General features: G+C 41.6%; 21 protein-coding genes. 1 reads left to right on the top strand and 20 read right to left on the bottom strand.

Features of this window, described 5'->3' with window-relative positions; genetic code table 11:
- Positions 1 to 23 precede the first annotated feature (23 nt).
- From paaA to IHV12_RS10410, 12 genes are all read right to left on the bottom strand, one after another.
- Complete coding sequence (paaA, locus tag IHV12_RS10355) at positions 24 to 989, bottom strand: 1,2-phenylacetyl-CoA epoxidase subunit PaaA (protein WP_137790508.1); 966 nt, start codon at positions 987 to 989, stop codon at positions 24 to 26.
- A 70-nt stretch (positions 990 to 1,059) separates the two neighbouring features.
- Complete coding sequence (locus tag IHV12_RS10360) at positions 1,060 to 2,388, bottom strand: phenylacetate--CoA ligase family protein (RefSeq protein WP_197190803.1); 1,329 nt, start codon at positions 2,386 to 2,388, stop codon at positions 1,060 to 1,062.
- Between the two features lie 333 nt (positions 2,389 to 2,721).
- A complete protein-coding gene (locus IHV12_RS10365) occupies positions 2,722 to 3,711 on the bottom strand; it encodes a lipoate--protein ligase (protein ID WP_197190804.1) in 990 nt (329 codons plus the stop codon).
- A 27-nt stretch (positions 3,712 to 3,738) separates the two neighbouring features.
- A complete protein-coding gene (locus IHV12_RS10370; protein ID WP_197190805.1) occupies positions 3,739 to 4,473 on the bottom strand; it encodes an MBL fold metallo-hydrolase in 735 nt (244 codons plus the stop codon).
- 56 nt (positions 4,474 to 4,529) lie between these two features.
- Positions 4,530 to 5,405, bottom strand: a complete 876-nt coding sequence (locus tag IHV12_RS10375; RefSeq protein WP_197190806.1) for a LysR family transcriptional regulator — start codon at positions 5,403 to 5,405, stop codon at positions 4,530 to 4,532.
- Positions 5,406 to 5,481: 76 nt separating this feature from the next.
- Positions 5,482 to 5,772, bottom strand: coding sequence for a putative quinol monooxygenase (locus IHV12_RS10380; RefSeq protein ID WP_197190807.1), 291 nt, complete (start codon positions 5,770 to 5,772; stop codon positions 5,482 to 5,484).
- A 12-nt stretch (positions 5,773 to 5,784) separates the two neighbouring features.
- Positions 5,785 to 6,765 (bottom strand): zinc-binding dehydrogenase, encoded by a 981-nt coding sequence (locus IHV12_RS10385; protein ID WP_197190808.1) that lies wholly within the window; start codon positions 6,763 to 6,765, stop codon positions 5,785 to 5,787.
- A gap of 93 nt (positions 6,766 to 6,858) precedes the next feature.
- Positions 6,859 to 7,521: a type 1 glutamine amidotransferase domain-containing protein gene (locus IHV12_RS10390; RefSeq protein WP_144702828.1), complete on the bottom strand. Its 663-nt coding sequence runs from the start codon at positions 7,519 to 7,521 to the stop codon at positions 6,859 to 6,861.
- A 186-nt stretch (positions 7,522 to 7,707) separates the two neighbouring features.
- Positions 7,708 to 8,535 (bottom strand): carbohydrate ABC transporter permease, encoded by an 828-nt coding sequence (locus IHV12_RS10395; RefSeq protein ID WP_197126887.1) that lies wholly within the window; start codon positions 8,533 to 8,535, stop codon positions 7,708 to 7,710.
- A gap of 30 nt (positions 8,536 to 8,565) precedes the next feature.
- Positions 8,566 to 9,894, bottom strand: coding sequence for an ABC transporter permease subunit (locus tag IHV12_RS10400; protein WP_197190912.1), 1,329 nt, complete (start codon positions 9,892 to 9,894; stop codon positions 8,566 to 8,568).
- Between the two features lie 162 nt (positions 9,895 to 10,056).
- Entirely contained in the window at positions 10,057 to 11,364 is a 1,308-nt protein-coding gene (locus IHV12_RS10405) for an ABC transporter substrate-binding protein (protein WP_197190809.1), read from the bottom strand.
- A gap of 54 nt (positions 11,365 to 11,418) precedes the next feature.
- Positions 11,419 to 12,405, bottom strand: coding sequence for a LacI family DNA-binding transcriptional regulator (locus tag IHV12_RS10410; protein WP_197126885.1), 987 nt, complete (start codon positions 12,403 to 12,405; stop codon positions 11,419 to 11,421).
- A gap of 210 nt (positions 12,406 to 12,615) precedes the next feature.
- Between IHV12_RS10410 and IHV12_RS10415 the strand changes: the two genes are divergently transcribed.
- The gene (locus IHV12_RS10415) at positions 12,616 to 13,338 is read left to right on the top strand and encodes an amino acid ABC transporter ATP-binding protein (protein ID WP_144702836.1); all 723 of its coding nucleotides are present in this window, start codon (positions 12,616 to 12,618) and stop codon (positions 13,336 to 13,338) included.
- Positions 13,339 to 13,593: 255 nt separating this feature from the next.
- Here IHV12_RS10415 and IHV12_RS10420 read toward each other — a convergent pair whose 3' ends face one another.
- From IHV12_RS10420 to hemE, 8 genes are all read right to left on the bottom strand, one after another.
- The gene (locus tag IHV12_RS10420) at positions 13,594 to 15,156 is read right to left on the bottom strand and encodes a glycine betaine ABC transporter substrate-binding protein (protein ID WP_370568793.1); all 1,563 of its coding nucleotides are present in this window, start codon (positions 15,154 to 15,156) and stop codon (positions 13,594 to 13,596) included.
- Positions 15,140 to 16,294, bottom strand: a complete 1,155-nt coding sequence (locus tag IHV12_RS10425; protein ID WP_197190810.1) for an ABC transporter ATP-binding protein — start codon at positions 16,292 to 16,294, stop codon at positions 15,140 to 15,142. Before IHV12_RS10425 ends, IHV12_RS10420 begins: the two co-directional genes overlap by 17 nt.
- 210 nt (positions 16,295 to 16,504) lie before the next feature.
- Positions 16,505 to 18,643 (bottom strand): YhgE/Pip family protein, encoded by a 2,139-nt coding sequence (locus tag IHV12_RS10430; protein WP_197190811.1) that lies wholly within the window; start codon positions 18,641 to 18,643, stop codon positions 16,505 to 16,507.
- 154 nt (positions 18,644 to 18,797) lie between these two features.
- Positions 18,798 to 19,370 carry a TetR/AcrR family transcriptional regulator gene (locus IHV12_RS10435; protein WP_197126882.1) on the bottom strand — a complete coding sequence of 191 codons (573 nt, stop codon included), beginning with the start codon at positions 19,368 to 19,370 and terminating at the stop codon, positions 18,798 to 18,800.
- On the bottom strand, positions 19,367 to 20,644 hold the full coding sequence (locus tag IHV12_RS10440; protein ID WP_197190812.1) for an ATP-binding protein: 1,278 nt from the start codon (positions 20,642 to 20,644) through the stop codon (positions 19,367 to 19,369). The genes IHV12_RS10435 and IHV12_RS10440 overlap by 4 nt, the downstream gene beginning before the upstream one ends.
- Positions 20,645 to 20,795: 151 nt before the next feature.
- Complete coding sequence (gene hemY / locus IHV12_RS10445) at positions 20,796 to 22,202, bottom strand: protoporphyrinogen oxidase (protein WP_197190813.1); 1,407 nt, start codon at positions 22,200 to 22,202, stop codon at positions 20,796 to 20,798.
- Between the two features lie 5 nt (positions 22,203 to 22,207).
- Positions 22,208 to 23,149, bottom strand: a complete 942-nt coding sequence (gene hemH / locus IHV12_RS10450; RefSeq protein ID WP_197126879.1) for a ferrochelatase — start codon at positions 23,147 to 23,149, stop codon at positions 22,208 to 22,210.
- A gap of 6 nt (positions 23,150 to 23,155) precedes the next feature.
- Positions 23,156 to 24,184 carry a uroporphyrinogen decarboxylase gene (hemE, locus tag IHV12_RS10455; RefSeq protein ID WP_137790805.1) on the bottom strand — a complete coding sequence of 343 codons (1,029 nt, stop codon included), beginning with the start codon at positions 24,182 to 24,184 and terminating at the stop codon, positions 23,156 to 23,158.
- Positions 24,185 to 24,574 lie beyond the last annotated feature (390 nt).

The raw sequence follows: 24,574 nt of genomic DNA on the forward strand, positions 1-24,574 counted from the left end.
CTTTGTTTCTCTCCTTTCCGCTGTTAGATCGCCTTTTTAGCAGCGAGTGCCGCGCGAACCCACTCGTTATTTTTATATGAGCGGCGTCGAAGATCTAAACGGTTCTGTGATTGTGGCCCGTTACCAGAAACGATCTGTTTGAACGTGCTCCAGTCAGCATCCTTATAGATCCACATCTGACTGTCTTCATCAAAACGGATCGTATCATCTGGAATCGTTAGCCCAAGCGACCAAATACGCGGAATATATTTTGTGAAGAACTCTTGTCTGAGGTCCTCGTTTGTTTTTGTACGAATCTTGTACATGATGTTCTTGTCAGCGTTTGAATTTCCGGTTTCTTTTGCTGACTTTGGTCCAAAGAACATGATCAGTGATTCCCACCAGCGGTTTAACGAATCCTGCAGCATTTCACGCTGTTCCGGAGTTCCTTCTGCCATCGCTAAAATGATGCTCTCCCCATGTTGCGCGTGGAAAACTTCCTCCGCACAGATACGCTTTAACGCCCTGGCGTATGGCCCATAAGAAGAATCAAGCATCATGCTCTGAGAGATGATTGCCGCCCCGTCCACAAGCCAAGCGATAATTCCCGCATCACCCCAAGTTGGAGCATCCATATGAAACACGTTATGAAATTTTAATTTACCTGAAAAAAGATCTTCCATGATGTCGTGGCGGTTCTTGCCAAGAGGGGCCATCAAATCTTCTGCCACACGAAGCAAGAGCTGTCCATGTCCCATCTCATCCTGAACTTTAGCCATGATCGCGAGTTTGCGGTGAAGTGAAGGCGCTTTAGGAACCCACTCTTTCTCTGGAAGCGCTCCCATAATTTCAGAAATGCCATGCATCGAAATCAAACGAATCAGCTGCAGGCGATAATCTTCCGGCATCCAGTCATCCGGTTCGATCTTCTCACCGGCGTTGATCCGATCAAGAAAATGAGTCATTTTCTCTTCTTCACTAAGCTGATTAAAACTCATACCAACTGTCATGTTGTTCCCTCCTATTATATTACGTTTATTTACCGTAATTATAAATTAACGTCATACGATTGAAAAGTAGTTAAACACCCATTTTTTTCTGTATCTGTCTGACCACACGAATCGCCTTACCTTCAGAACGTGGTATTCCTTTTGGTGGATACACTTTAATATTCATAGATACGAGGCATGTGTCTTTGATCTTTTTTGTGATCGTCTTCTTTAACAGGTGTGTCGCCTCATGATTTTCGTCACCGTTTGTTACAGCATAAAGCTGTTCCGTCATCTCAACATGAAGTTCAATATGCTCTTTTAATCCTTCTGTTAAGATATGAACTTGATAGTGAGGAACGATATCCTCTATAGAAAGAAGACAGTTCTCGATTTCAGACGGAAACACGTTAACTCCACGAACGATAATCATGTCATCGATCCGTCCTTTAACACGACTCATTCGTATGGAAGTTCTTCCGCAACTGCAAGGCATGCGGTTGATGGAAGCAATATCTCCTGTACGATATCGGATGATCGGAAAAGCTTCCTTCGTTAAACTCGTAAACACAAGTTCGCCATACTGACCGTCAGGCATAGGTTCAAGCGTATCAGGATTAATGATTTCAGCTAAAAAATGATCATCCATAATATGAAGCCCGTTTTGTGCTTCATGACATTCCATCGCTACACCAGGACCCATCACTTCGCTTAATCCATAAATGTCCATTGCTTTGATGCCAAGCTTCTCTTCAAGCGTCGCACGCATCTCTTCAGACCAGGGCTCTGCTCCAAATATTCCGTATTTTATCGAAGTCGCTTTCGGATCTTTTCCCATCTCCTCCATCTTTTCAGCGATGGTTAAAATATAAGATGGCGTTCCGCAGATCACCTGCGGTTTAAAGTCTTCGATCAACATGATTTGCCGCTCTGTGTTTCCTCCCGAAACAGGAACGGTAATCATGCCTAGCCGCTCTGATCCGTTATGAAGGCCGAGCCCTCCAGTAAACAGACCATAACCATATGCATTATGAAGCACGTGACCTGGTTCTCCCCCTGCTATCGCGATAGAACGTGCAACCATATTACTCCATCGCTCGATGTCTCCTTCTGTATAGCCCACCACTGTCGGTTTACCGCTCGTTCCAGAAGAGGCATGCAGTCGGACAAGGTGATCGTTCGGAACTGCGAAAAGTCCAAAAGGATAATGATCGCGAAGATCTTTTTTTACGGTAAAAGGAAGTTTTTGAAGATCTTCTAATGATTCGATCGTAGAAGGGTGAATTTCTTTTTCATCAAATGCATGTTTATAAAAAGGGACATTCTCATATACATTGTGTATCGTCTGCTTTAACCGATGAAACTGAAGCTCTTCTTTTTCATCACGACTCATACATTCCACTTGTGGATGGAGGATCATTCTTTCATCTCCCTTTATAATATGTAAGCGATTACAATTGAGATTAAAAAAATATGACGTTTTTGTACCGTTATCTAATTATTGTGTGATGTATTTGGTTTCAGCTTATCATTTATAATAATTTTCTGTCAAATGATTTTGAGTGCTGAAACAGCCGTTTAGGCCGTTTAGGCCGTTTAGACACATGAAATGGTGAAGACTTATAAATTGATGATGAGGACTTATAAAAAAATTTGAAGACTTATAAATTTTTTTGAAGACTTATAAATCAAACTGAAGACTTATAAACGATAAAAACAACAAAAAACCGCCCATGAAAAGGCGGTTTTCTCCCTAATATAATAGATCAAGGAACTCCTGACGCGTTACATTTCCGAAATAGTGACTTAAATCTAGATCCTCAAGCACTTCCTCGATCGCTTCACGGTCATAACGAACACCGTTCAGCTTGTTTTCGATATCTGATACGTCACCTACACCGAAGAAATCTCCAAAGATCTTACTTTCTTGAATGATTCCTTTAACGATGTGAAGACGGATATCAACAGAACCCGCTGCAAATCGGTTTGAAAGTTCAACATTGAACTTTGGTGATTTTCCGTAGTTCCAATCCCAGTTTGCATAACGTTCTCTTGAGATTTTGCGGATCTCTTCCCAATCGCTTTCGGTCAATTCGTATTTCGGTACAGAATCCAACTCTTCGAATAAATACGTAAGAAGGGTTTGTTTGAACTCTTCCATCGTCATATCTTCATCCAAGTGCTCACGGATATTGGTTACTCGGCTGCGGATAGACTTGATACCTTTTGACTCGATCTTATCCATTCGTACGTTTAGGGCAGAAACTACATTTTCGATCTCAGAATCAAAAAGTAATGTTCCATGGCTAAACATACGGCCTTTTGTAGAAAACTGTGCGTTTCCGGAAATTTTCTTACCGTCAGCCAGAATATCGTTTCGTCCACTTAATTCAGCGTTCACACCGAGTTTTTTCAGTGCTTTTACAACAGGATCGGTAAACTTCTTAAAATCATGAAACGAATTACCGTCATCTTTTGTGATAAAGCTAAAGTTTAAGTTTCCGAGATCATGATATACGGCACCGCCACCTGATAAACGACGAACCACATGAATTCCTTCATCACGAACATAGTCCGCGTTGATCTCTTCAACGGTATTCTGATTCTTACCGATGATGATCGATGGTTCATTTATATAAAAAAGCAAATACGTTTCATTGATGTCTAAATGTTTTAAAGCGAACTCTTCTATAGCTAGATTCACTCTTGGGTCTGTAATATTTTCATTATCAATAAAAAGCATATTTCTCTCCTCTTTCAGTCCCTATCTTTAAGCTCCCCACGTCCAGCCGGAAGAGGCAAGCTCCACTTTATTGTTATACACCTCTTTTGCCTCTGTGACAAGCTGTGATAACTGACCAAAATGAGGAAGGTGAGTAAGAAGCAGTTCACGAGCTTCGGACTCATGTGCTAGCTTGCCGCAATCCTCTGATGTCATGTGGCCTGGGCCGCTTCCATCCATTCCTTTGTAAAAGTTACATTCTGCGATTAACAAGTCCGCATATCGGCTGAACGGAACGAGTTCAGGAATGAGCGCAGTATCTGCCGTATATACGATGGTATGTTTTCCGTCTGTAATGCGCATCGCATAGCAAACCGCAGCATGCTTTGTCAGTTGAAACGTAATCGTAAAAGGGCCGACCTTCAACACTTCATCTGGATGATAAGGAATTCCCTTTGTGGTAGTCCCGTGCGTGAGAGAGCGAAAACCATCTTGATCCTTATCGTGGCCATAGATTGGAAGTGGCTGTATTCCTTTTTGTAAAAACGACTGGATGAGACGACTGTATTGAAGAACACCTACATCAGCTAAATGATCTGCGTGATAATGCGATAATACGACCGCATCTAATTTTTCTGGCTTTATATACTTTTGAAGTTGTGAGAGAACGCCGCTTCCACAATCGATGAGCAGATTGAATCCCCCACTCTGAAGAAGATATCCCGATGTGGCTTCTCCCACTCCTGGATAACCACCCCAATATCCGATGACCGTTAGTTTCATAACTCTAGCCCTCCGCCTTTTTATTTACTAGTTTACACAATGCCCGACTCTTCACACTAGTTTTTGCGTTTTAGAGCATCTAGTACTTTTACTAAAACGGGGTTGTTTTTATGTTCTACTTTATATGCGGCATAGATTGTGTTTTCTGTGGTTAGTTCAGGAAATAATACCTTCACACGTTTTTCTAGTAATGATTTTTCAAAAAGATAAGTGGGAAGTATGCTCATTCCTAACCCATTTTCGATGCCCTCTAAGATCGATCTTAGATCAGGTATCACGTGGCAAGGTTGAAAGTCTGGTCGCTTTTTGAAATGATCACGCCAATACCTTCTTATGATAGGAAGTTCTAATCCATAGCTCAGCCAGTTCTTTTTGTTCAGCCACGCCTCTATTTCAGCAGTACTTTCTGCACTCGTTTCATAGGTTGGTGGTCCCACAGCAACAAATACTTCGTCTTCAAGTTTTTGAAATTCAATTCCTTGCTGTTGCATTTTTTGAGTCGTCAGAATAAGATCGACTTCATCCTTCTCTAACTTTTCGAGTAACGTACCCGCCACTCCAAACTGAGATAAAAAACGAATATCTAAATCTCGGATTTTAGGAAGAGTTCGTATCGTAAAATATTCTACAGGCGAACCGATTCGAATAACAGGTGCACGTCCATTGCCAGATGAACTATGAAGCATTTGAAGTGTCGTATTTTCCAAGTTCTCAATGAGCGGAACAATTTTTGTATACAGTTCTTTGCCTTTATCCGTTGGTACCATTTTACGGGGAGCACGAATAAATAGAGACTCTCCTATTTCTGCTTCTAAAGCTGCTAGATGCTGGCTCATAGCAGGCTGTGTTAAGATTCTAGCTTTTGCAGCAGCAGAAACAGAACGGTGTTTGTAGATGCTGATGAAGCTTCTGTACCATTCAAAATCAATCATAAAAATCGCCCCCCTTCTAAAGAATCAACATAAAAAACTGCACCGATCCGGATGAGGCACGATGCAGAATTTTATCCTATAGATCAATGATGTTTAAGCGGTATACTTCTCTTTCCTGAACAAGTGTTTCTATATTCTTACGATAGGCTTTATAGTGCTGTGAATCAATGTGCCTGTTAAGCGCATCTTCATCACGCCAGTTTTCATAAAAAACAAACGTCTCAGGGTTCTCAGTAGATTCGTGAAGTGTATAGCTGATACATCCTTCTTCTTTCCTTGATGCTTGTACAACCTTAATCAATTCTTCGCGCAAACTTTCCTCTTTACCTGGATTTGCTTTGAGTATTGCGTTAATGGTAATTGTCAAAAAATCATCTCCTTAAACAATCTTACAAACAATCTTGCCTTTAACATGTCTCTCTGAAAGTTTTACAAGAGTTTCAGGTACTTCTTCAAGTGTGATCACTTGTTCAAGTAAAGAAGAAACTTTCTTTTCTGCAACCAGTGCCAACAATTCATCACCCATTTTGGCTAAGTCGCGTTCTGCCACTTCGTCTTGGTTATGATGGATGGCGTTTAATGCCACTTCATGGAATGAGATCACTCGTGTGAATGGTTTTACTTTCGAATAATCAGGTGCGCCGGCAATATGTGCGATGTGCCCGTTGTATGCGATCAAGTCGAGTGATGCAATTGCATTGTCTCTAGAGACTGTATCTAGAACTGCATCAACACCTCTACCGTTTGTAAAAGCCATCACTTTTTCCTTAACGTCGTCTTCCTTATAGTCGATCACAAGATCTGCTCCTAAAGAACGAACGTACTCATGGTTGTGAGATGAAGCAGTAGAGATCACCGTTTTCCCTGCATGTTTTGCAAGCTGAACCGCAAACCCACCTACACCACCCGCACCTGCATGGATCAAGATCGTATCGATTGAAGACATAGGTAATTTTCTAAACAGTGCCTGATAAGCTGTATAGCCTGCTGTTGGAAGAGCCGCTGCTTCTTCAAATGATAGAGAATCTGGAATACGTGAGATGGTATGTGCTGTTGTTACTCCATATTCAGCGTATGCCCCTTTTTTGTTAAAATCTCCGTGATACACAACACGATCACCGATCTTCCAATCCGTTACACCTTCTCCAACTTCATGTATGGTACCTGCCGCATCAAGCCCTAAAATGTGAGGATACGTCCAGTTCGGATTTCCTCCAGTTGCCGTTTTATAATCTACAGGATTTAGGCCAGCCGCATGAATTTTTACTACTACCTCTCCATTTCCTGCAGTTGGCATGTCTATTTCTTCTACCTTCATTTTTTTCCATTGATTGAGATCTTTCAAAAGTAATGCTTTCATCCGAAATTCTCCTCTCCCATATTCCTTTTCAATGTTCACAAAAAATAAAGCCTGCAAACCTTTTATTATAAAGGTCTGCAGGTTCACCTATAATTATGCTAACTGTTTTAGAACTTCTTTAGCCACAGAAACTGTAGATTGTGGATTTTGACCCGTAATGAGTTGTCCATCTCTTTGGACATGATCTGACCAATTTTCAGCAGCGACAAATTGTGCACCTAGTTCACGCATGCGTGTTTCTAACAAGAACGGCATATATTGATCAAGCGTTGTTGCTACTTCTTCAGCATCTGTAAAAGCAGTCACTTTTTTCCCAGCTACTAACGGAGTACCGTCAGAAAGTTTGACTCCAACTAGACCTGCTGGACCATGACATACCGCTGCTACTACTTTATTTTGCTCATATAGGTCGCGGATGACTTCTTGCAGTTTTGTGTTTTCTGGAAGGTCAAACATAGTTCCATGTCCGCCTGGCAAGAAGACAGCATCAAAACCATCAAGGTCTTTGATTTCTTCTAGTTTTAATGTGTTTTCAAGATATTTGGCTGTGTCTAGTATCTCTTGAGGCACTTCACCCTCTAAGCTGCGGTCATCTACAGGCGCTTTTCCACCTTTAGGACTTGCAACAGTAATAGTATGACCCGCTTTGGCAAACTCCACATAGGCTTCACCAAATTCAGAAAGCCATAATCCTGTTGAGTGTTCGTTGTTCATGTTATCAGCCGTAGTTACGACCATTAATATATGTTTAGACATCGTCTAATTCCTCCTAACAAAAAGTAAGTTATTACTCTAACAATACCTATTGTAGTCTTCCAAAACCCATAATACAAATTAGAAAATGTAATCCTATCTATAAATATATTTATTAATAAAGAATGAACATCTTGAAAAGATGACATGAGAAAAACCCCCGCTTTTTGCGAGGGTTTACATTCCAAACTACTCTTTTACCGCACCTGAAGTTAGCCCAGACACGATTCGGCGTTGGAAAAGCAGTACCATGATTACAAGCGGCACTGTTACGATAACGGTCGCGGCTGTAACTTCTCCCCAAGGAATCGTGAATTGTCCTTCAAACATCGCGATCCCGACCGGAACGGTTTTGAACTCATCATCGGTATTGATCGTTAACGCGAACAGAAACTCGTTCCACGCTGATATGAACACAAGAATCGCTGTTGTGAAAATTCCTGGTATCGCTAGTGGTAAGATTACACGCCAATACGTTTGCATCGGTGAAGCCCCGTCCATTTTTGCTGCTTCTTCAAGATCGAACGGAATCTTTCGGAAGAACGTGACGAGCAGCCAGATGGATAATGGCAATGTAAATGTTGTGTATGGAATGATCAAACCTAGATAGCTATTCGTTAATCCAAGATTTTTTAAAACGATATAGATTGGTGAGATCGTTGCGATCTGCGGAAACATGGAAACCGATAACACTAATCCAAGGATGACTGTTTTTCCTTTAAAGTTTAATCGTGCGATCGCATAAGCCGCAAAGCTCGCTACTAGGACTGCATAGACGGTAGTGATCGACGACACGACTAAGCTGTTCCATAAATATTTTAAAAATGGATAGTTAACAAATACAGATTCATAGTTCTCACCTGTCATGTTGTTTGTAAACGGTATGAACGCACGGTCGCCAAACAGCTCAGCAACCGGTTTAATTGAGCTTGCCAGTACCCATAAAAACGGAAACATGACAAGGAAGACAAACAATGTTAAGAATACGTAAAACATTGGGCCCGCTTTTTTGTTCATTTCCTATTCACTCCTTTATCTGTTCCGTTTTTATTTATCATTTAAAAGGTCTCGTCCAAGGAACTTGATGTAGATCATAGAGATAATGGCTACACAGACAAAGACGATAACCGACAGCGCCGAACCTTCACCAAAATTTGTCTGATTAAACATTACTTTGTAAGCGAGAATCGATATCGTTTCCGTAGAGTTTGCAGGACCTCCACCTGTGAGTACATAGATTAAGTCGAACACACGGAACGCATCTAATGTACGGAACAACAAGGCAACGAGAATGCTAGACTTTAGCAGAGGCAGCGTGATCTTTAAGAACTGCTTCCACTTGCTTGCTCCGTCAATCGCTGCTGCTTCATACAATGAACTCGGAATCGTTTGAAGCCCCGCTAATAACAAGAGTGCCATATAAGGCGTCGTTTTCCATACGTCTGCGAAAATGACGGCAAACATAGCGCCTGTACTGGTCGTCAGCATATCAGTCATCTGGTCAAACAATCCGATCTCCGCAAAAGCTTTGGCTACGATTCCATTTTGGCCATCATATAGATACTTCCACATGAATGCCGATACAGCGGTTGGAATCGCCCATGGAATGAGAATGGTTGCTCTCACGAGTCCTCTACCAAAGAAAGCTTTATTGATAAGGAGTGCGATCGCAAGACCTATAACGAGCTCTGCAAATACAGAGATTACCGTAAAAACAGTCGTATTTTGAATCGCCTTCCACATACGGCTATCTGTTAAATTTTCTTTATAATGCTTCAGCCCGATAAAATTAGGCGTGATGACGGAATCCTTTAATGATGCTGAAAGTCCGATTACGTCTTCAGGGTTTTGCAGTTCACTCTTTAACTCTCTAAGTCGTTCAGAAGAATTTGTTACAGCTTTCTCCAGATTGAGCGCTACCTCTTTGTCCAAATCAGAAACAGCAAGCTCTTCACTGATCGGCTCCATCACGGTAAGCTTCTCATCTATTTCGTCATACTTGCTACTCAATTCTCCATCAGCTTTTAATTCTGCATCTACTTTTTCAAGATTTGCTTTGATTGCTTCAAGCTCTGTTTTCGTTTTTCCTGTTGCTTGATCGACTTCATCTTCTAGTGAACTGATCAAGAACGGATAGTTATCTAGATAGGTTTGCAGATTCACTTTATAAGACACATACGCTTCAGATTTCACTGGATTGTTCAGTCTCAGATCAAACATGCTGTAATAGAAAGATTGAAAAACGGGCCATATGGCAATGATCAAGATCAAGATCATCGACGGGGCGATCAGCATGTAGCCTAGCGAACGATCAGAGCGCTTTTTCTTCGCCTTTTGTTTCGTTTTTGGTGCAGTTTGCTTTTGGTTGTTAGGCATTAGATCAGGTTTCAAAACGTGTCAGCTCCTTACTATTCGAATGCAATCGACGGACGGGCGCTGTTACGTCCATCCATTTCACTCTTTGTGGAATCGATACCAATTATAAAAGTAAGGGGAGCCTTTCTCTTGGAAAGGCGTACCCCTATCACTTTACGTTTCTTACTTTACTAGTTTTTCAGAGATTTCTTTTTGCATGTTTTTAGCTGCTTGTTCTGGAGTAATCTTTTTCGCTACAGCTTGAGAAACTTGTACTTGAATGATGTCAGAGATCTCAGGGTAGTTTGGTGCTACAGGACGAGATACAGCTGCTTCAAGTGCGTTTACAAATCCTTCTTCCTTAAAGTAAGGGTTTGCATCTAAAATTTCTTGGTCTTCATATAGAGAAAGAATCGTTGGTGCGTGTCCACCTTTGATCGCGTCGATCTTCTGTCCTTCTTTACCAGCCATAAAGCTTAAGAACTTCCAAGCTTCTTCAGGGTGCTTCGTGTTTTTGTTGATACCAGCCATCCAGCCACCAAGTGCTGCAGCAGTTCCTGCATCCCCTGCTGGAAGTGGAGCTACTCCAACTTTACCTGCGATCTTAGATTGCTTCTCATCATTTGCTAATGCGAATTGATATGGCCAGTTACGGATCAGACCTGCTTGACCATTGATAAATGCTGTATGTGACTCTGGCTCGGCAAACGTTGTAACATTTTGCGGAACAACATCAGAGTTTGCAACTTCTACAAGCTTAGCGATTCCTTTGATCGCTTCAGGAGAATCCACTTTCACATCTCCATTTTCGTCGATGATCTGACCACCGTAGGATGCGATGAATTCAACGGCGTTACATACAAGACCTTCATATTGCTTCGCTTGCATCAAGTAACCAAACTGTGTTCCACCTTGGCCCTTCGTTTCCTTCGCTTTCGCTAAAAGCTCGTCCCACGTCTTTGGAACAGAACCTTCGTCAACTAAGTCTGTACGGTAGAAAAGCATTCCCGCATCGATAAACTTAGGAAGAGCCCATTGTTTTCCTTTAAATTTAGATGCTGTGATCGCACCTTCGTTATAATCATCTGGGTTGATCCCGTCTTTTTCCATAAAGCGGTCTAGCGGCATCAAGAATCCTGCTTGTGCGAATTCTGCCGGCCAGATTACGTCTAGATCAATAACGTCGATCTCATCAGAGTTCGCGTTAAATGCAGTTACATAAGCGTCATGTTGCTTACCCGTATCCGCAGGCATCTCTTTAAATTCCACATCAATGTTAGGGTATTTCTTTTCAAAAGCTTCCACCATGGCTGTTGTACCTTGTGTATCATCCTTACCACGTGCATAGACGATCGTTACTTTTTCGTCTTTATCACCGCCGGAATTGTTACTGTTGCTGCTTCCTTCTTCTTTGTCCGAACAAGCTGCAAGTACAAGTGACAATGCTAGTGAAGTAGAAATCACTTTTGAGATTTTCTTAAGCTTCTTCATTGTATTTCCCCCTAATCTCCTGTTTTGTAAACGATTACATTTCACCACAAAAAGTTACGTTGAGGATCGTTTGATCAACTGAAATGGCAGAATCACTTCTTTTCGACTTAAAGGTTTCTTTGCCTGAATCGCTTCTACCATCAAATTCATAGCCTGCTTTGCAATGGTGTCAATCGGCTGTTCGACCGTCGTCAGATCCATCAATGCTGCTAGAGGCTGATTATCAAACCCTATGATAGCGAGGTCTTCAGGTACTCTCCAACCCGCGTCAAACGCTGCTTTCGCAATACCTGCTGCCACTTCATCACTACCGGTAAAAACCGCTTGTGGCTTATCATCCAGCTCACTCAATTTTTTAAATGCAGCAAAGCCGTCTTGTACACTATAAGCGTTGTAAAAGAACCACTCTTCCTTCATCATGATTCCCGCTTCATCTAGCGCTTGTAAAAATCCGATCTTTCTGTCTTTAGAAACTCTGGAGCTTTTGTGGTTGCCGGTGCAATACCCGATCTTTGTATAGCCTTGATCGATCAAGTGCTTCGTTCCTAGATAGCTTCCTTCGATCTGGTTTAAGTAGACGGAAGGTACTTGCGCAGAGTCTGAGTATTCGTTGCAAACGACGATGGGGCCGAACGATAAGTATGGTTCAAACTCACTCCAATCGTTTTCTATGGATGTTAAGATCAGACCATCTACTTGCTTTGTTTTTAAAAGCTCTAAGAAATTCCGCTCTTGCTCTTTCTTATAACGGGTCTGGCACAGTATCAGCTGATAGCCTTTTTTCGCGGCTTCCTTCTCCATCACTTCAACTAGATGACTGAAAAATGGATTCGTGATACGAGGCACATAGACAGCAATCGTCTCTGTCTGCTGCCGCCTCAATCGTCTTGCTGATGAATTAGGTACATAATTTAGTTCTTGCATCGCCTGTGTTACGAGACGCTTCTTCTCTTCTGTCACATACGGATGTTCATTGATCACCCTAGAGACAGTTGTGCGGGATAATCCTGCTTTCTTCGCCACATCTTGAATGGTTGCCATCAGATTCTCCTCTTAAAACAATTGTGGAATCGAATTCATGAAATCGTTTTCATAATCAGAGTATAGTTCACCGAATATTCACAGGTCAATCCTTTTTTCAGAAAGTTTTGTAATTAAAGATATCATCAGAGGCAGGAAATACAACGATTCAAACGAACTTATGATAAAATACATACACGATTTTGTTTTTAACGTGAAAGGAGCCGGACCATGATTACAGTAAAAAATTTAAAAAAGTCCTTTGGTGATCTCGAGGTATTGAAGGATATCAATGCAGAAATAAAAGCACAAGAAGTTGTTTGTGTGATTGGCCCTTCTGGCTCAGGCAAAAGTACATTTCTCCGCTGTATCAATAAACTTGAAGACATAACAGGTGGGCAAGTGATCGTGAACGGAACGGATATCACAGATCCAAAAACGAATATTAATAAAATTAGGGAAGATGTAGGTATGGTTTTTCAGCAGTTTAACCTCTTCCCTCACAAAACCGTCTTAGAAAACGTAACACTTGCTCCTCTTAAAGTAAAAAGCGCAAATAAAGAGGAAGCTCGTGACAAAGCGTTGAAGCTGCTCGCAAAAGTGGGACTGCAAGACAAATCGAATGCCTATCCTTCCCAGCTTAGCGGTGGTCAGAAGCAGCGTGTGGCCATCGCCCGTGCACTCGCGATGGACCCGAAGATCATGCTCTTTGATGAACCAACCTCGGCACTCGATCCAGAGATGGTCGGTGAGGTTTTGGAAGTAATGAAAGACCTTGCGCGTGAAGGAATGACGATGGTCGTCGTAACGCACGAGATGGGATTTGCACGAGAAGTAGGTGACCGCGTGATCTTCATGGATGGCGGTTATATTGTGGAAGAGAACGTACCATCTGAATTGTTTGGCAACACACAGCATGAACGCACGAAGTCGTTTTTGAGTAAGGTTTTATAAGATGATGCCGGTTCCTGATTTTGAGGGACCGGCTTTTTTTGATTTCTACGGGATGCGAGATTGTCGAATTGCCTTTATTTTTACTTTTAGACTTAATTGGTCTGGTTTTCGGCTTAATTGGTTGCAGTTTCGACTTAATTGGATGCTGTTTTGACTTAATTAGTTAACTTTAAGACTTAACCGAACCTGCTCCCCACCTCTCAAACCACCCTACATAACAAAAAATGGACCCCCGAAGGAGTCCATTTTTCTATCTTATTTGATTAATCCTTTACTTTTCAGAAAATCTTGCGCTACTTCACGCGGATCTTCTTTATCTAGGTCCACTTTCGCGTTCATTTCTGCCATATCTTCTTCTGAGATCTTCCCTTCAAGCTCATTGAGAACACCTTCAAGTTTCGGATACTTCTTCAGCGTATCTTCCCTTACAACAGGGACTGCATAATACGGAGGGAAGAATTTCTTATCATCTTCCAACGTTTTTAAATTGAAACGAACGATTCTTCCGTCTGTTGTATAAGCTGGAATCGCGTCCACCTTACCTTCTTTTACAGCAGAGTACATCAAGTTTGGATCCAAACTCTTCTTATCCTTAAAGTTAAGGTTATACGTATCCACAAATGGCGTATAGCCGTCCTCACGTTCAAAGAACTCTGTTGGACCACCGAAAGTAATCTGGTTCGACTTCGGCGCTAGTTCAGAAATCGATTTTACATTAACTTGTTTCGCCGTATCAGGATTTAAAGCTAGCGCATACGTGTTTTCAAAACCAAGCGGCTTCGTCCATTTCAGGTCATACTCTTTGGAATAGCCTTCTTTTACAGCATCATAAATCTCTTCAGGCTTCATGCTTGGATCATATTTTTCTTTTAGAATCGTTAAGTAACCTGTACCTGTATATTCTACATAAAGATCGATATCACCCTTTTTAATCGCTTCCGTAAGAATAGGCGTCTCGCCAATCGCTTCTTTAACGATAACAGGGTAATCTGTTTTGTCTTTTACATATTCAGAAATCACATAAGGCAGGATATATTGCTCAGTCCACTTCTTACCCGTGATCACAATCGCATCTTCTTCACCACCGCCACGTAGTGCAAAGAAAAGAACGAGAGCAGCGATTGGAACCCCGATAAGGACTGGCAGTTTCCATGAACCACGTTTCTTTGATGCTTTAGGTTCAGTAGCTAACTCAATTCGTCGCAGAATAAAGTCAAATACGATAGCAAGTAATGCGGCGGGAATCGCACCTGCTAAGACGAGCTCATTACGAGTAGTAGATAATCCACGGTAGATAAGATCACCTAGTCCACCTGCTCCAATAAACGCAGCAAGTGTTGCCACTCCAATGGTTAATACGGTTGCTGTACGCAGACCAGCCATGATGATGGGCAGCGCTAACGGCAGTTCGATCATTCGTAAAATTTGAGTATTTGTCATACCCATTCCTTTACCTGCTTCAACAGCTGATTTATCTACCCCCGTAATTCCTGTATACGTGTTGCGTAGGATAGGCAAGAGTGCATAAACAGTAAGTGCAATGATGGCAGTTGTACTACCGATTCCGAATACAGGCAATAAGAAACCGAACAATGCCAAACTCGGTATCGTTTGAAAAATGGCTGTAACCCCAATAACAGGTTCGGCAACCTTTTTTCTTCTTGAAATAAAAATCCCTAGAGGAACGGCGATAACTGCCGCGATCAAGATTGATACAAGGGATAAGAATAAGTGCTGCTGAAGGCCGGTAAGAATTTCTGGCCATCTGTTCACAAACGTATCTTTCATCGTGATTAAAAAGTTATTCAATGCCCGCACCTCCCTCAATAGGTTTTTGTGCGGAAATATTTAACCCTGCTAAACCACGCATCATGGATGCACGTGTGATTAAGCCAACTAATTTTTCATTATCAAGTACAGGAATCATATGAACACCATGGGTTGCAAAGATTTCTGCAACTTCCGTGTACGTAGAGGAAACATCGACCGTAATGATTTCTTTTTCCATGAGATCACCGATGGTCTTATCTTCTTCAGGGTAATGTTGTTCGATTTTATCAAGTGTGGTGATCCCAAGAAGCTTGTTTTGCTGATCTGTGATCAAGAGACTGTCTACACCATATCGCTTCATCATTTTTAATGATTCTGCAAGTCCTCTCGTTACTTTTGCCGTAACTGGATTCGGTCTCATAAGATCTACGGCTTCTGGCATGGATGATTCATCAGCAGACAATCGGTTCTCACCGATAAACCCTTTAACAAAGTCATTCGCTGGATGACGTAGAATCCGTTCTGGTGTATCGAACTGAATGATCTCACCTTTATTTAAGATCGCGATCTTGTCAGCAATCTTAATAGCTTCATCCATATCATGCGTAACGAATACGATCGTTTTCTTGATCGTATCTTGCAATTTAACAAGTTCATCTTGCAGCTGTTCACGACTGATCGGATCAAGCGCGGAGAATGGTTCGTCCATTAAAATGATAGGAGGTTCTGCAGCAAGTGCTCGAATTACACCAATACGCTGCTGCTGACCACCGCTTAGCTCAGAAGGATATCGCGTTCTGAATGTTTTAGAATCTAATCCAACTAAATCTAGCAATTCATCAACTTTGCCCTCATACTTTTCTTTTTCCCACCCTTTTAAACGTGGTACGAGTGAGATGTTGTCTTCTATCGTCATATGAGGCAATAGACCAATTTGTTGAATTACATATCCAATATTCCTTCTCAGCTCAACGGGGTTTCTGTTTGCAATATCTTCTCCATCAATGAGAATCGTTCCTTTTGATGGCTCGATCAAACGGTTTATCATTCTCATGGTTGTTGTCTTACCACAACCACTAGGCCCGATTAAAGCTACTAACTCCCCTTCATTAATTTGAAAGTCAATATTTTTCAAGGCCTCAAAACCGTCAGGGTACGTTTTCCCTACGTTTTTGAAAGTTATCAAGTTCGGTTCTCTCCTTTTTTTACATAAAATAAGCTGCATCCATTAGAATGTCCATAATTTATGTTTCCCTTGCTTGCTTGCTTGAAAACTTCTTTTCTAAAAGTTTTTTGTTAACATTGTTGCTATTGCTTCAAACAGACCGGGTATCCCCCTCTGCAAAACTAGAAAAAACACCTGAAGGGATGTTGTCCCCTCAGGTGTTAACTAAAATTATGCTACTGAACCTTCATCTGCGTTATTCTTTTTTCTAAACTGACTTGCAAAGTAAGCCCATGTACCGATCATACAGATCGCCATGAAACCTACCAAAATCCATAGATTAAAGCTAAAGCTTTCCATGTCTCCGCTTGAGATTACTGCTTTAAAGCCTGAAACGGAATATGTCATAGGAAGCCAAGCATTGAATCCTTGTAGTCCGTTCGGAATGAGCTCTAACGGGAATGTTCCTGCACTTGTTGTAAGTTGTAAGATTAAGATGATAATCGCTACAAAACGTCCCGGGTCTCCAAGCACTGTAACCAGCAATTGTACGAGTGCTAAGAAAGTAAGACTCGTGATGATACTAAGTCCAAGGAACGCTCCTAAGTTACTCACTTCAATTCCTAGACCATATATTAATACCGCATCGGCAATCAGTGCTTGAATTACACCAACCACCGCTAAGAACGTGAACTTACCAGCAAACCAGCTGAAACCTGAACGAGGGTGTCCAGCTTTATCACGTAATGGGAACACGATCGACATTAACAATGCTCCTACGAAAAGACCTAGTGATAAGAAGTATGGAGCAAAGCCTGTTCCGTAGTTCGGAACATCGGAAAAGCTGTTTGTTTTAACAGAAACAGGGTTTGCAATTCGTTCAAACATGTCACTGTCTGGATCAAGCTCACCTGTTTTGTCCGCTGCATCACTTAATGATGAGGTTAGTTTCCCGCTTCCATCAAGCAGCTTTTGTTCTCCGTTATGAATTTCCTTTACATGACCTGTAACTTCCTGCCAGCCTGTTGCAATTGTGGAAGTTCCGTCTGCTAACTTGCCACTCGCACCTAACAGCTGCTGACTACCGTTAGCCGCTTCTCCCAATTTAGATTGGAACGTTTGCGTACCTTCGTTTACTTTTGCTTGACCACTTGCGAGCTGATCGACTCCGTCAACTAGTTTTAGCTGACCGTTATGAAGCTCTTCTGCTCCATTTGCTAAAGCTGTTTGTGAATCACTTAGCTTTTTAGCTCCTGCAGAAAGTTCGTTCGCTCCGCCAGCGATCTTTCCTGTTGCTGCAGTCAAGCTATCTAAACCATTGTTTATGCCGTTACTAGCTGCAGCAAGCTGTTTTAAGGATGCGGCCATCTGCTCATCTGACATGTTTCCTTGGTTTTGAATGAGTGCATTAATCTGTTGTTCTAGTTGTTTCGAGCCTGCTGTTGCTTTTTGTGCACCAGCGTTCCACTCATTTACTGAACCTGCGAGCGTACTTGCTCCAGTCGATAATTTAGATGCACCGCCTTGTAAGGCTAAGCTTCCGTTCTTAATTTTTTCAGAACCAGCTGTCGCTTGGCTAAGTCCACCTTTTAGAGCTTGTGCACCGTTACTTAGTTGACCTTGTCCGTCTGCTAGCTGTTTATGAGCAGCAAGCAATTTATCCATTCCACTATCGAACTCGGTCATTTTTGAATTAAAAAGCACAGCTCCATTTTTTAGCTCATTAATCTGTGGTGTTTTTGCTTCCATTCCTGAAGCTAGTTCACCACTGCCAGAAGATGCTTTTTTCAATCCGTCTGTTACTTGATTGGAGCCATCAGCTGCTTTCTCCAACCCACCAGCCAACTGCTCGACTTGGTCGAACATGACTTCTGCATATGTTTTTGTCAGTTCGTTAGACAAACTTTCTTTCATTTTATCTACGGCTGTTCCGCCAATTTGTGCTGCTAGAAAGTTAAAGCCAGCGTTCGGTGTATAAATGATTTCAGGCTTTTTGTTCGATTTTCCTGATAGAGCAGTTGCCTCTTCAGAAAAGTTCTCAGGAATCTCGATCATCATATAATAATCGTTATGTTCCAAACCTTGCTTTGCTTTTTCTTCACTAACGAATTTCCACTCAAACTGTGGATTTTCTTTGAGTTTTTTTACAAACTCATCTCCTACAGTTAAGTTCTCACCGTTATATTCGTACCCTTCATCTTGGTTGACTACGGCCACTGGCAGATCTTCCATCTTGTCATACGGATCCCAGAACGCCCATAGAAACATTCCGCTGTATAACACTGGTATAAATAGAACTGCTAAGACCGGTACAGCAATTTTTTTGTTTGAAAAAACTGCTTTAAATTGAGCTCCGATACTTTTTAGCACAGTTGTTCACTCCTCCTAATACTGAATGACTAATTTAGTCATTTGGTCATTTGTAGGTAAAAAAAGAGACTCTTACAGTCCGCTTTTTCGAAAATGACCGAAATAGAAATTTGGTCACAACTTAATGTAACACGTTTTTCTTGCTTCTGCAATACTATGGTTTCCTTAAACCATCCATTACAAACATCTCAAGAACTTCAAGCATCTTTTCTTTTTGAAGAGCTTCATGATCACGTTCCCAATCAAAAATAAGAGCGATATATACCTTGACCATCATAAACGCCACAATATCTGTATGGCATTCTTTTATCTCGCCTTTCTCGACTGCTTTATCCAGCTCTTTTTGAACAAAATTCAAAACTGCTTTTTCAATTCTCTGCAAAGCCTCAGTTACAGGTGAAGTGTTTAACTCTTTCACTTCTTGAGAAAGTTTAACGGCTAACTTGTGCGTTTTCCGAAGTTCAACGACTTCATATAGGGCATTATGCAGGTTCTCGTAAAAAGGGCGATCTTCTTTTATTGCAGAAGATGCCGCTAATTTCGTCTCTGTTACTAAGTTTGTGATAATTTCCGAAAATAATTCTTCTTTGTTTGCGAAAAAAGTATAGATCGTTCCCTTTCCTACATTTGCAATCTTAGCGATTTGATCCACTGTACTCGCCTTATAACCAAACATAGAAAAAGAACGCTCTGCTGCGTCTAAAATACTTTTTCTGCGATCCATCATCCCACCTCCTCACCATTAACCATATTTCGTTTCGAACATAACTGCAAGGTTAAAAGAACTCGCGTGCCTTCATTAAGTACGCTCTCATACCGAAGTTTTCCGTCCATATCTTGAATGAGTTTATATGTTACCATCATACCCAAACCCGTACCTTTTGCTTTCGTTGTATAAAAAGGCAACCCGATCTGCTCGAGTTCCTCTTCTGTCATACCCTTACCATTGTCTTCAATCGCTATCGTAATCCGGCTCTTTGTAACTTTATAGCGATACAGATGGATCGTGCCGCCTTCTTCTATCGCTTCTATCCCGTTTTTGATAATATTTATTAAACCTTGCTTAAGTTTTGGTTCATCAATGCACACATTATAAGAGCCTAATGGACTAGCGGTAACTTCGACATTATTTATCGCTCCGTATGGTGCAGTAAGCGCAATAACATCTCTTAACACTTTTTCGAGTGAAACGGTCTCAAGCTTAGGAACATCCGGCTTAACCATGGACAAATAGTCTGTGATAATCTTGTTCGTTCGATCTAATTCCTCAATTAAGAGTGGCGAATGTTCCCTTAGCTTAGCATCTGTTGTCGTGCTGCCAAGAAACTGAATCATTCCACGAATGGTCGTCATCGGGTTTCTAACTTCATGCGCGATTGCTGCTGCCATCTGTCCCGCAACTGCCAGCTTGTCCAAGTAAACGGTTTCCTTCAACTGCATGTTGATCTTAACAAGCCTCTCAATTAAGAAGATACAAGAAAAGAACGCGATCAAAAAGCTCGAGAAATAGACGAGATAAAAATCGATCGTTAGAAAATCAAGATATGTATGAATGAAAAGCATATAAAATAATGTATAAACCAGCGCAATATAAATGGCTGAAATCCATCTGCGCTTATCTTCATCAAAAAATCCATGATAGATCAAGCAAACCACATAAGCTAAAAGGATTAAAACAACACCAAGCCAAGCTAACTCTCCACCCACTGCTATTCTTGCGATGGCAACAATCAACGAACAAATTGCCCCCGGAAGCCAGCCGACATACAATGTGACGATCATGATGGGAACATTTCGAAGATCAAAAAAAGAATCCTTCAGCGTTTCAATGGGAAACAACATACAAACCAGAGCACCCGCACCACTGATCAAGCCAAAAACGATTTGATTCTTATAGCTCGGAATAACACCAGGATGAAGGGGAAAGAACATGTTCAAAAGATGTGTAAACGAAAATATGATTGCAATATTTACAAATAACGGCTCAATAAATGCTTGCACAGCGCTTCCCCCTTCCTTTTTTTCTCCCTACAGTATAGCAGAAACATTCTACAAGAAAATATAAAAAACGACAAACATATCCATTTGTCGTTTAATTCTTAACATATTTATTATTTTTTTGTTTAAATTGAAGTTTTCACGTCCAAAATCATTATCGGCCGAACAAAGAATCAACAGCCATTTTTGCTGAATTCACGCAATCTGGCAATCCCACACCATCATACGGAGCTCCGGCTAGTTTCACGTCAGGCAGCTCATTTTGAAACGCAGTTCTGAGCTTTTCTACATACTCTTTATGCCCGACTTCATATTGTGGCATCGAATCAATCATACGAGAAACATGGTAGAATTCCGGACGGCTATTTACACCCATGATTCTCTTCAAATCATCCAATACTTTTTCTAAAATAACTTCATCAGGTTGTTGAACGATGTCTTGATCTTCTGCACGTCCTACATAACAACGAAGGACCACTTTACCTTGTGGAGTCGTATGCGGCCACTTTCGGCTCGTCCACGTACACGCCGTTATGGATGTCTTTTCACTTTTAGCAATCACAAACCCTGTCCCATCAAGACTGAAGTTCACGTCTGCCTCATTAAAACTCATCGCAACCGTTGCTACTGAGGTTGGCTTCGTGTCGTGAAAACCAGCCGGAAACAGAGATTCACCGAAAAGTTTTTTCGTAACAGGATAAGGTGTAGTAACAATAACTTGATCACCGTTCATAACCGAGCCATCTTCCATCACCACAGAATATGTCCCGTCTACTAAACGCTCGACAGCTTTAACGTGAACACCTGTTTTTATGCTTTCTTTTGGCACTGCGTTAGACAGAGCTTCAATGAAAGAAGATAGTCCCCCTTTGAGTGTTAAAAAAGCACCTTTTTTCTTTTTCGTGTTCAGCGTTTTCTCTTGTTTAGGCTGCGTCTTTTTCATTCCTAAGATTAAACTTCTATATTTCTTTTCCGTTTCCACAAATTGAGGAAACGTAGATTGCAGGCTAAGTCGATCGATCCTTCCAGCATAAATCCCGGATAACAAGGGTTCGATCAGTCGATCAACCACTTCATCACCAAGACGTCTTCTAAAAAAGTGACCAACCGAAACATCTTGTTGTGCATCTTTTCGTTTAGGAAGGACAAGATCTAACCCCGCTCTTGCCTTTCCAGTGATAGAGAATAAAGGTGTCGTCGCAAACGGCATCACTTTAGTCGGGATCCCCATCACTGCTCCTTCTGGAATAGGATGAAGCCTCATATTATGCAAAATATAAGCTTGACCCGTTTCATTAGAAACTAAATCGTCGCCTAGGCCAACGTCTTTAACTAATTCTGTCATTACTGTTTTTCTAGCAAGATAGGAATCTGGCCCACGCTCTAGCACAAAACCATCTTCTTTTATCGTATCGATCTTGCCGCCAAGACGATTGCTCGCTTCGACCACTGTAAATGTTATCGGATCCCCTGTTTCTTTTGCATATTTCTGAACATAAAAGGCAGCGGCTAAACCTGTTATGCCGCCGCCCAATATAATAACGTGCTTTCGCTCGCTCATTTCTTTCACATTCTTTCTTTTGCTAGTGCATTTTCAATGACCGTTGCCAAACAATCGATAAATTCCGGCTTTGCGTTAGGCATCTCAGGACGATAGTAATTCACGCCCAACTCATCTGTAACAACTTTACACTCATAATCGTTGTCATACAGAACTTCCAGATGATCCGCCACAAAACCTACAGGACAATAGATGAAATGTTTATAAGCATGCTCGTTATAAAGATCTCTAGTTAAATCCTGAACGTCTGGTCCGATCCACGGTTCAGGCGTGTTCCCAGCACTCTGCCACCCGATCGTATAATGAGGAACATCCGCCTCTTTCGCGATAAGATCAGCTGTTTCCTGAAGCTGCGTCGGATACGGATCTCCCATTTGAAGAATCTTTTCTGGCAGACTGTGTGCGGAGAAGATCACAACGGTTTTGTCATGCTCGTTCTCAGGGATGGCATTAAACGTTTGTTTAATTCCGTCCGACCAAAATTGTACATACTTCGGCTCATCATACCAGCTGTCGATCGTCGTAAATGATGGTCCACCAATTTTTGCAGACTCTTCCACAGCACGTCCGTTGTACGATTTAACACTGAACGTCGAGTAGTGAGGAGCAAGGACAAGCGTTACTGCTTCTTCAATTCCATCTTCCTTCATCTTTTGCACAGCATCTTCAATAAAAGGATCAATATGCTTCAGACCAAGATAGCTTTTAAACTCACGATCTGGGTAACGATGATTCATCTCAGCTTCAATTTTTTGCGCTTGCTCTTCTGTAATCTTAGCAAGTGGTGAGATTCCACCAATCTGTTCGTAGCGTTCCGTAAGTTCTTGCAGCTGTTCAGGAGAAGGCTTACGTCCTCTTCTAATGTGTGTGTAATAGCTTTCTACTTCATCTAGACTTCTTGGCGTACCGTACGCCATGATCAACAGACCTGTTTTCTTGTTACTCACTCTTTATCACCCTAGTTTTTTAGACGTATATTCATGAACAAAGGTGGTCAACTGCTTTAATGTTGCAATGTTTACTTCAGGGAAAATGCCTTTTCCGACATTGAAGATAAAGCCTGGTTCTTCCATACCTTCATCCAAAATTTCTTTTGTTCGTGCTTCAATTACTTCCCATGGCGCCAATAGAATGGAAGGATCTAAGTTTCCTTGCAGCGCCTTTGTCACACCCATCTGACGCGCTTCTCTCGGAGATAATCTCCAATCAAGTCCGATCACATCAATCGGAAGCTCGTTCCACTCCATGATTAGGTGTCTTGCACCTGTTCCGTATAGAATCAACGGAACATTTTCTTCTCTTAGTGATGAGAAGATCTTGTACATGACAGGCTGAATGTATTTTCTGTAATCAGCTGCATTTAATGCGCCGACCCATGAATCAAAAATTTGAAACGCTTGTGCGCCAGCAGCAATCTGTGCCTTTGCATAAGCGATCGTCATATCGCCTAGCTTGTCCATCAACATGAACCAGCTTTCAGGATCAGAATACATTAACTGCTTAGTTTTATGATAATCGCGGGAAGGTCCACCTTCAACCATATAGCTCGCAAGTGTAAATGGTGCACCTGCAAATGTGATAAGCGGCACTTCTAACTGTTGTCTTAAAATTTTGATTGTATCCAGAACATACGGTACGTCTTTCTCAGGATTGATCGTCCCTAAACGCTCTACATCTTCGCGCGTTCGTACAGGCTTATCGATCACGGGTCCGATTCCTGATTTAATCTCTACATCTACTCCAATCGCTGGTACAGGAGACATAATGTCTTTATAAAGAATCGCAGCATCCACTCCGTGTTGATCTACAGGGAGCTTCGTAACGCCAGCGCACATCTCTGGTCTATGTGTGATTTCAAATAGTGAATACTTCTCTTTCAATTTACGGTACTCTGGCTGGGAACGGCCCGCCTGTCTCATGTACCATACAGGAATATGTGAATTTTTCTCCTTACGACACGCTTTCAAAAACTCTTCATTCATAGTCAAAACGTACACACCTTTCTATACAAGACCAAAAGCTGCAGCACTATTGTTATCTCCTAGCTGCTGAAACTTAAAACCTTTAACGTCAATATCCATACACATTGTAAGGGAATTCATAATAAAAGTATAGAAGATAAGCTTAATTGTCATGATTTTGGCAAAATGGATGTTCACTGAATGTTGAAAGCCTTTACAGGTGCATGCTGCTATACCCGTATGAGATGAGTAAATGATGGATTGAGTCTAGCGACGCATTGATTAAGTCAAAAGAGGCCACAATTAAGTCGAAATGAGCATCCATTAAGCCTAAACACGCCACAATTAAGTCGAAAATGAAAAATATAGGCTTTCCGACACAGTTCGACTCCGCCCCCCTCTCTCCCTCTG

Source organism: Fictibacillus sp. 7GRE50 (assembly GCF_015903875.1).
Classification (GTDB): Bacteria; Bacillota; Bacilli; order Bacillales; family Fictibacillaceae; genus Fictibacillus; species Fictibacillus phosphorivorans.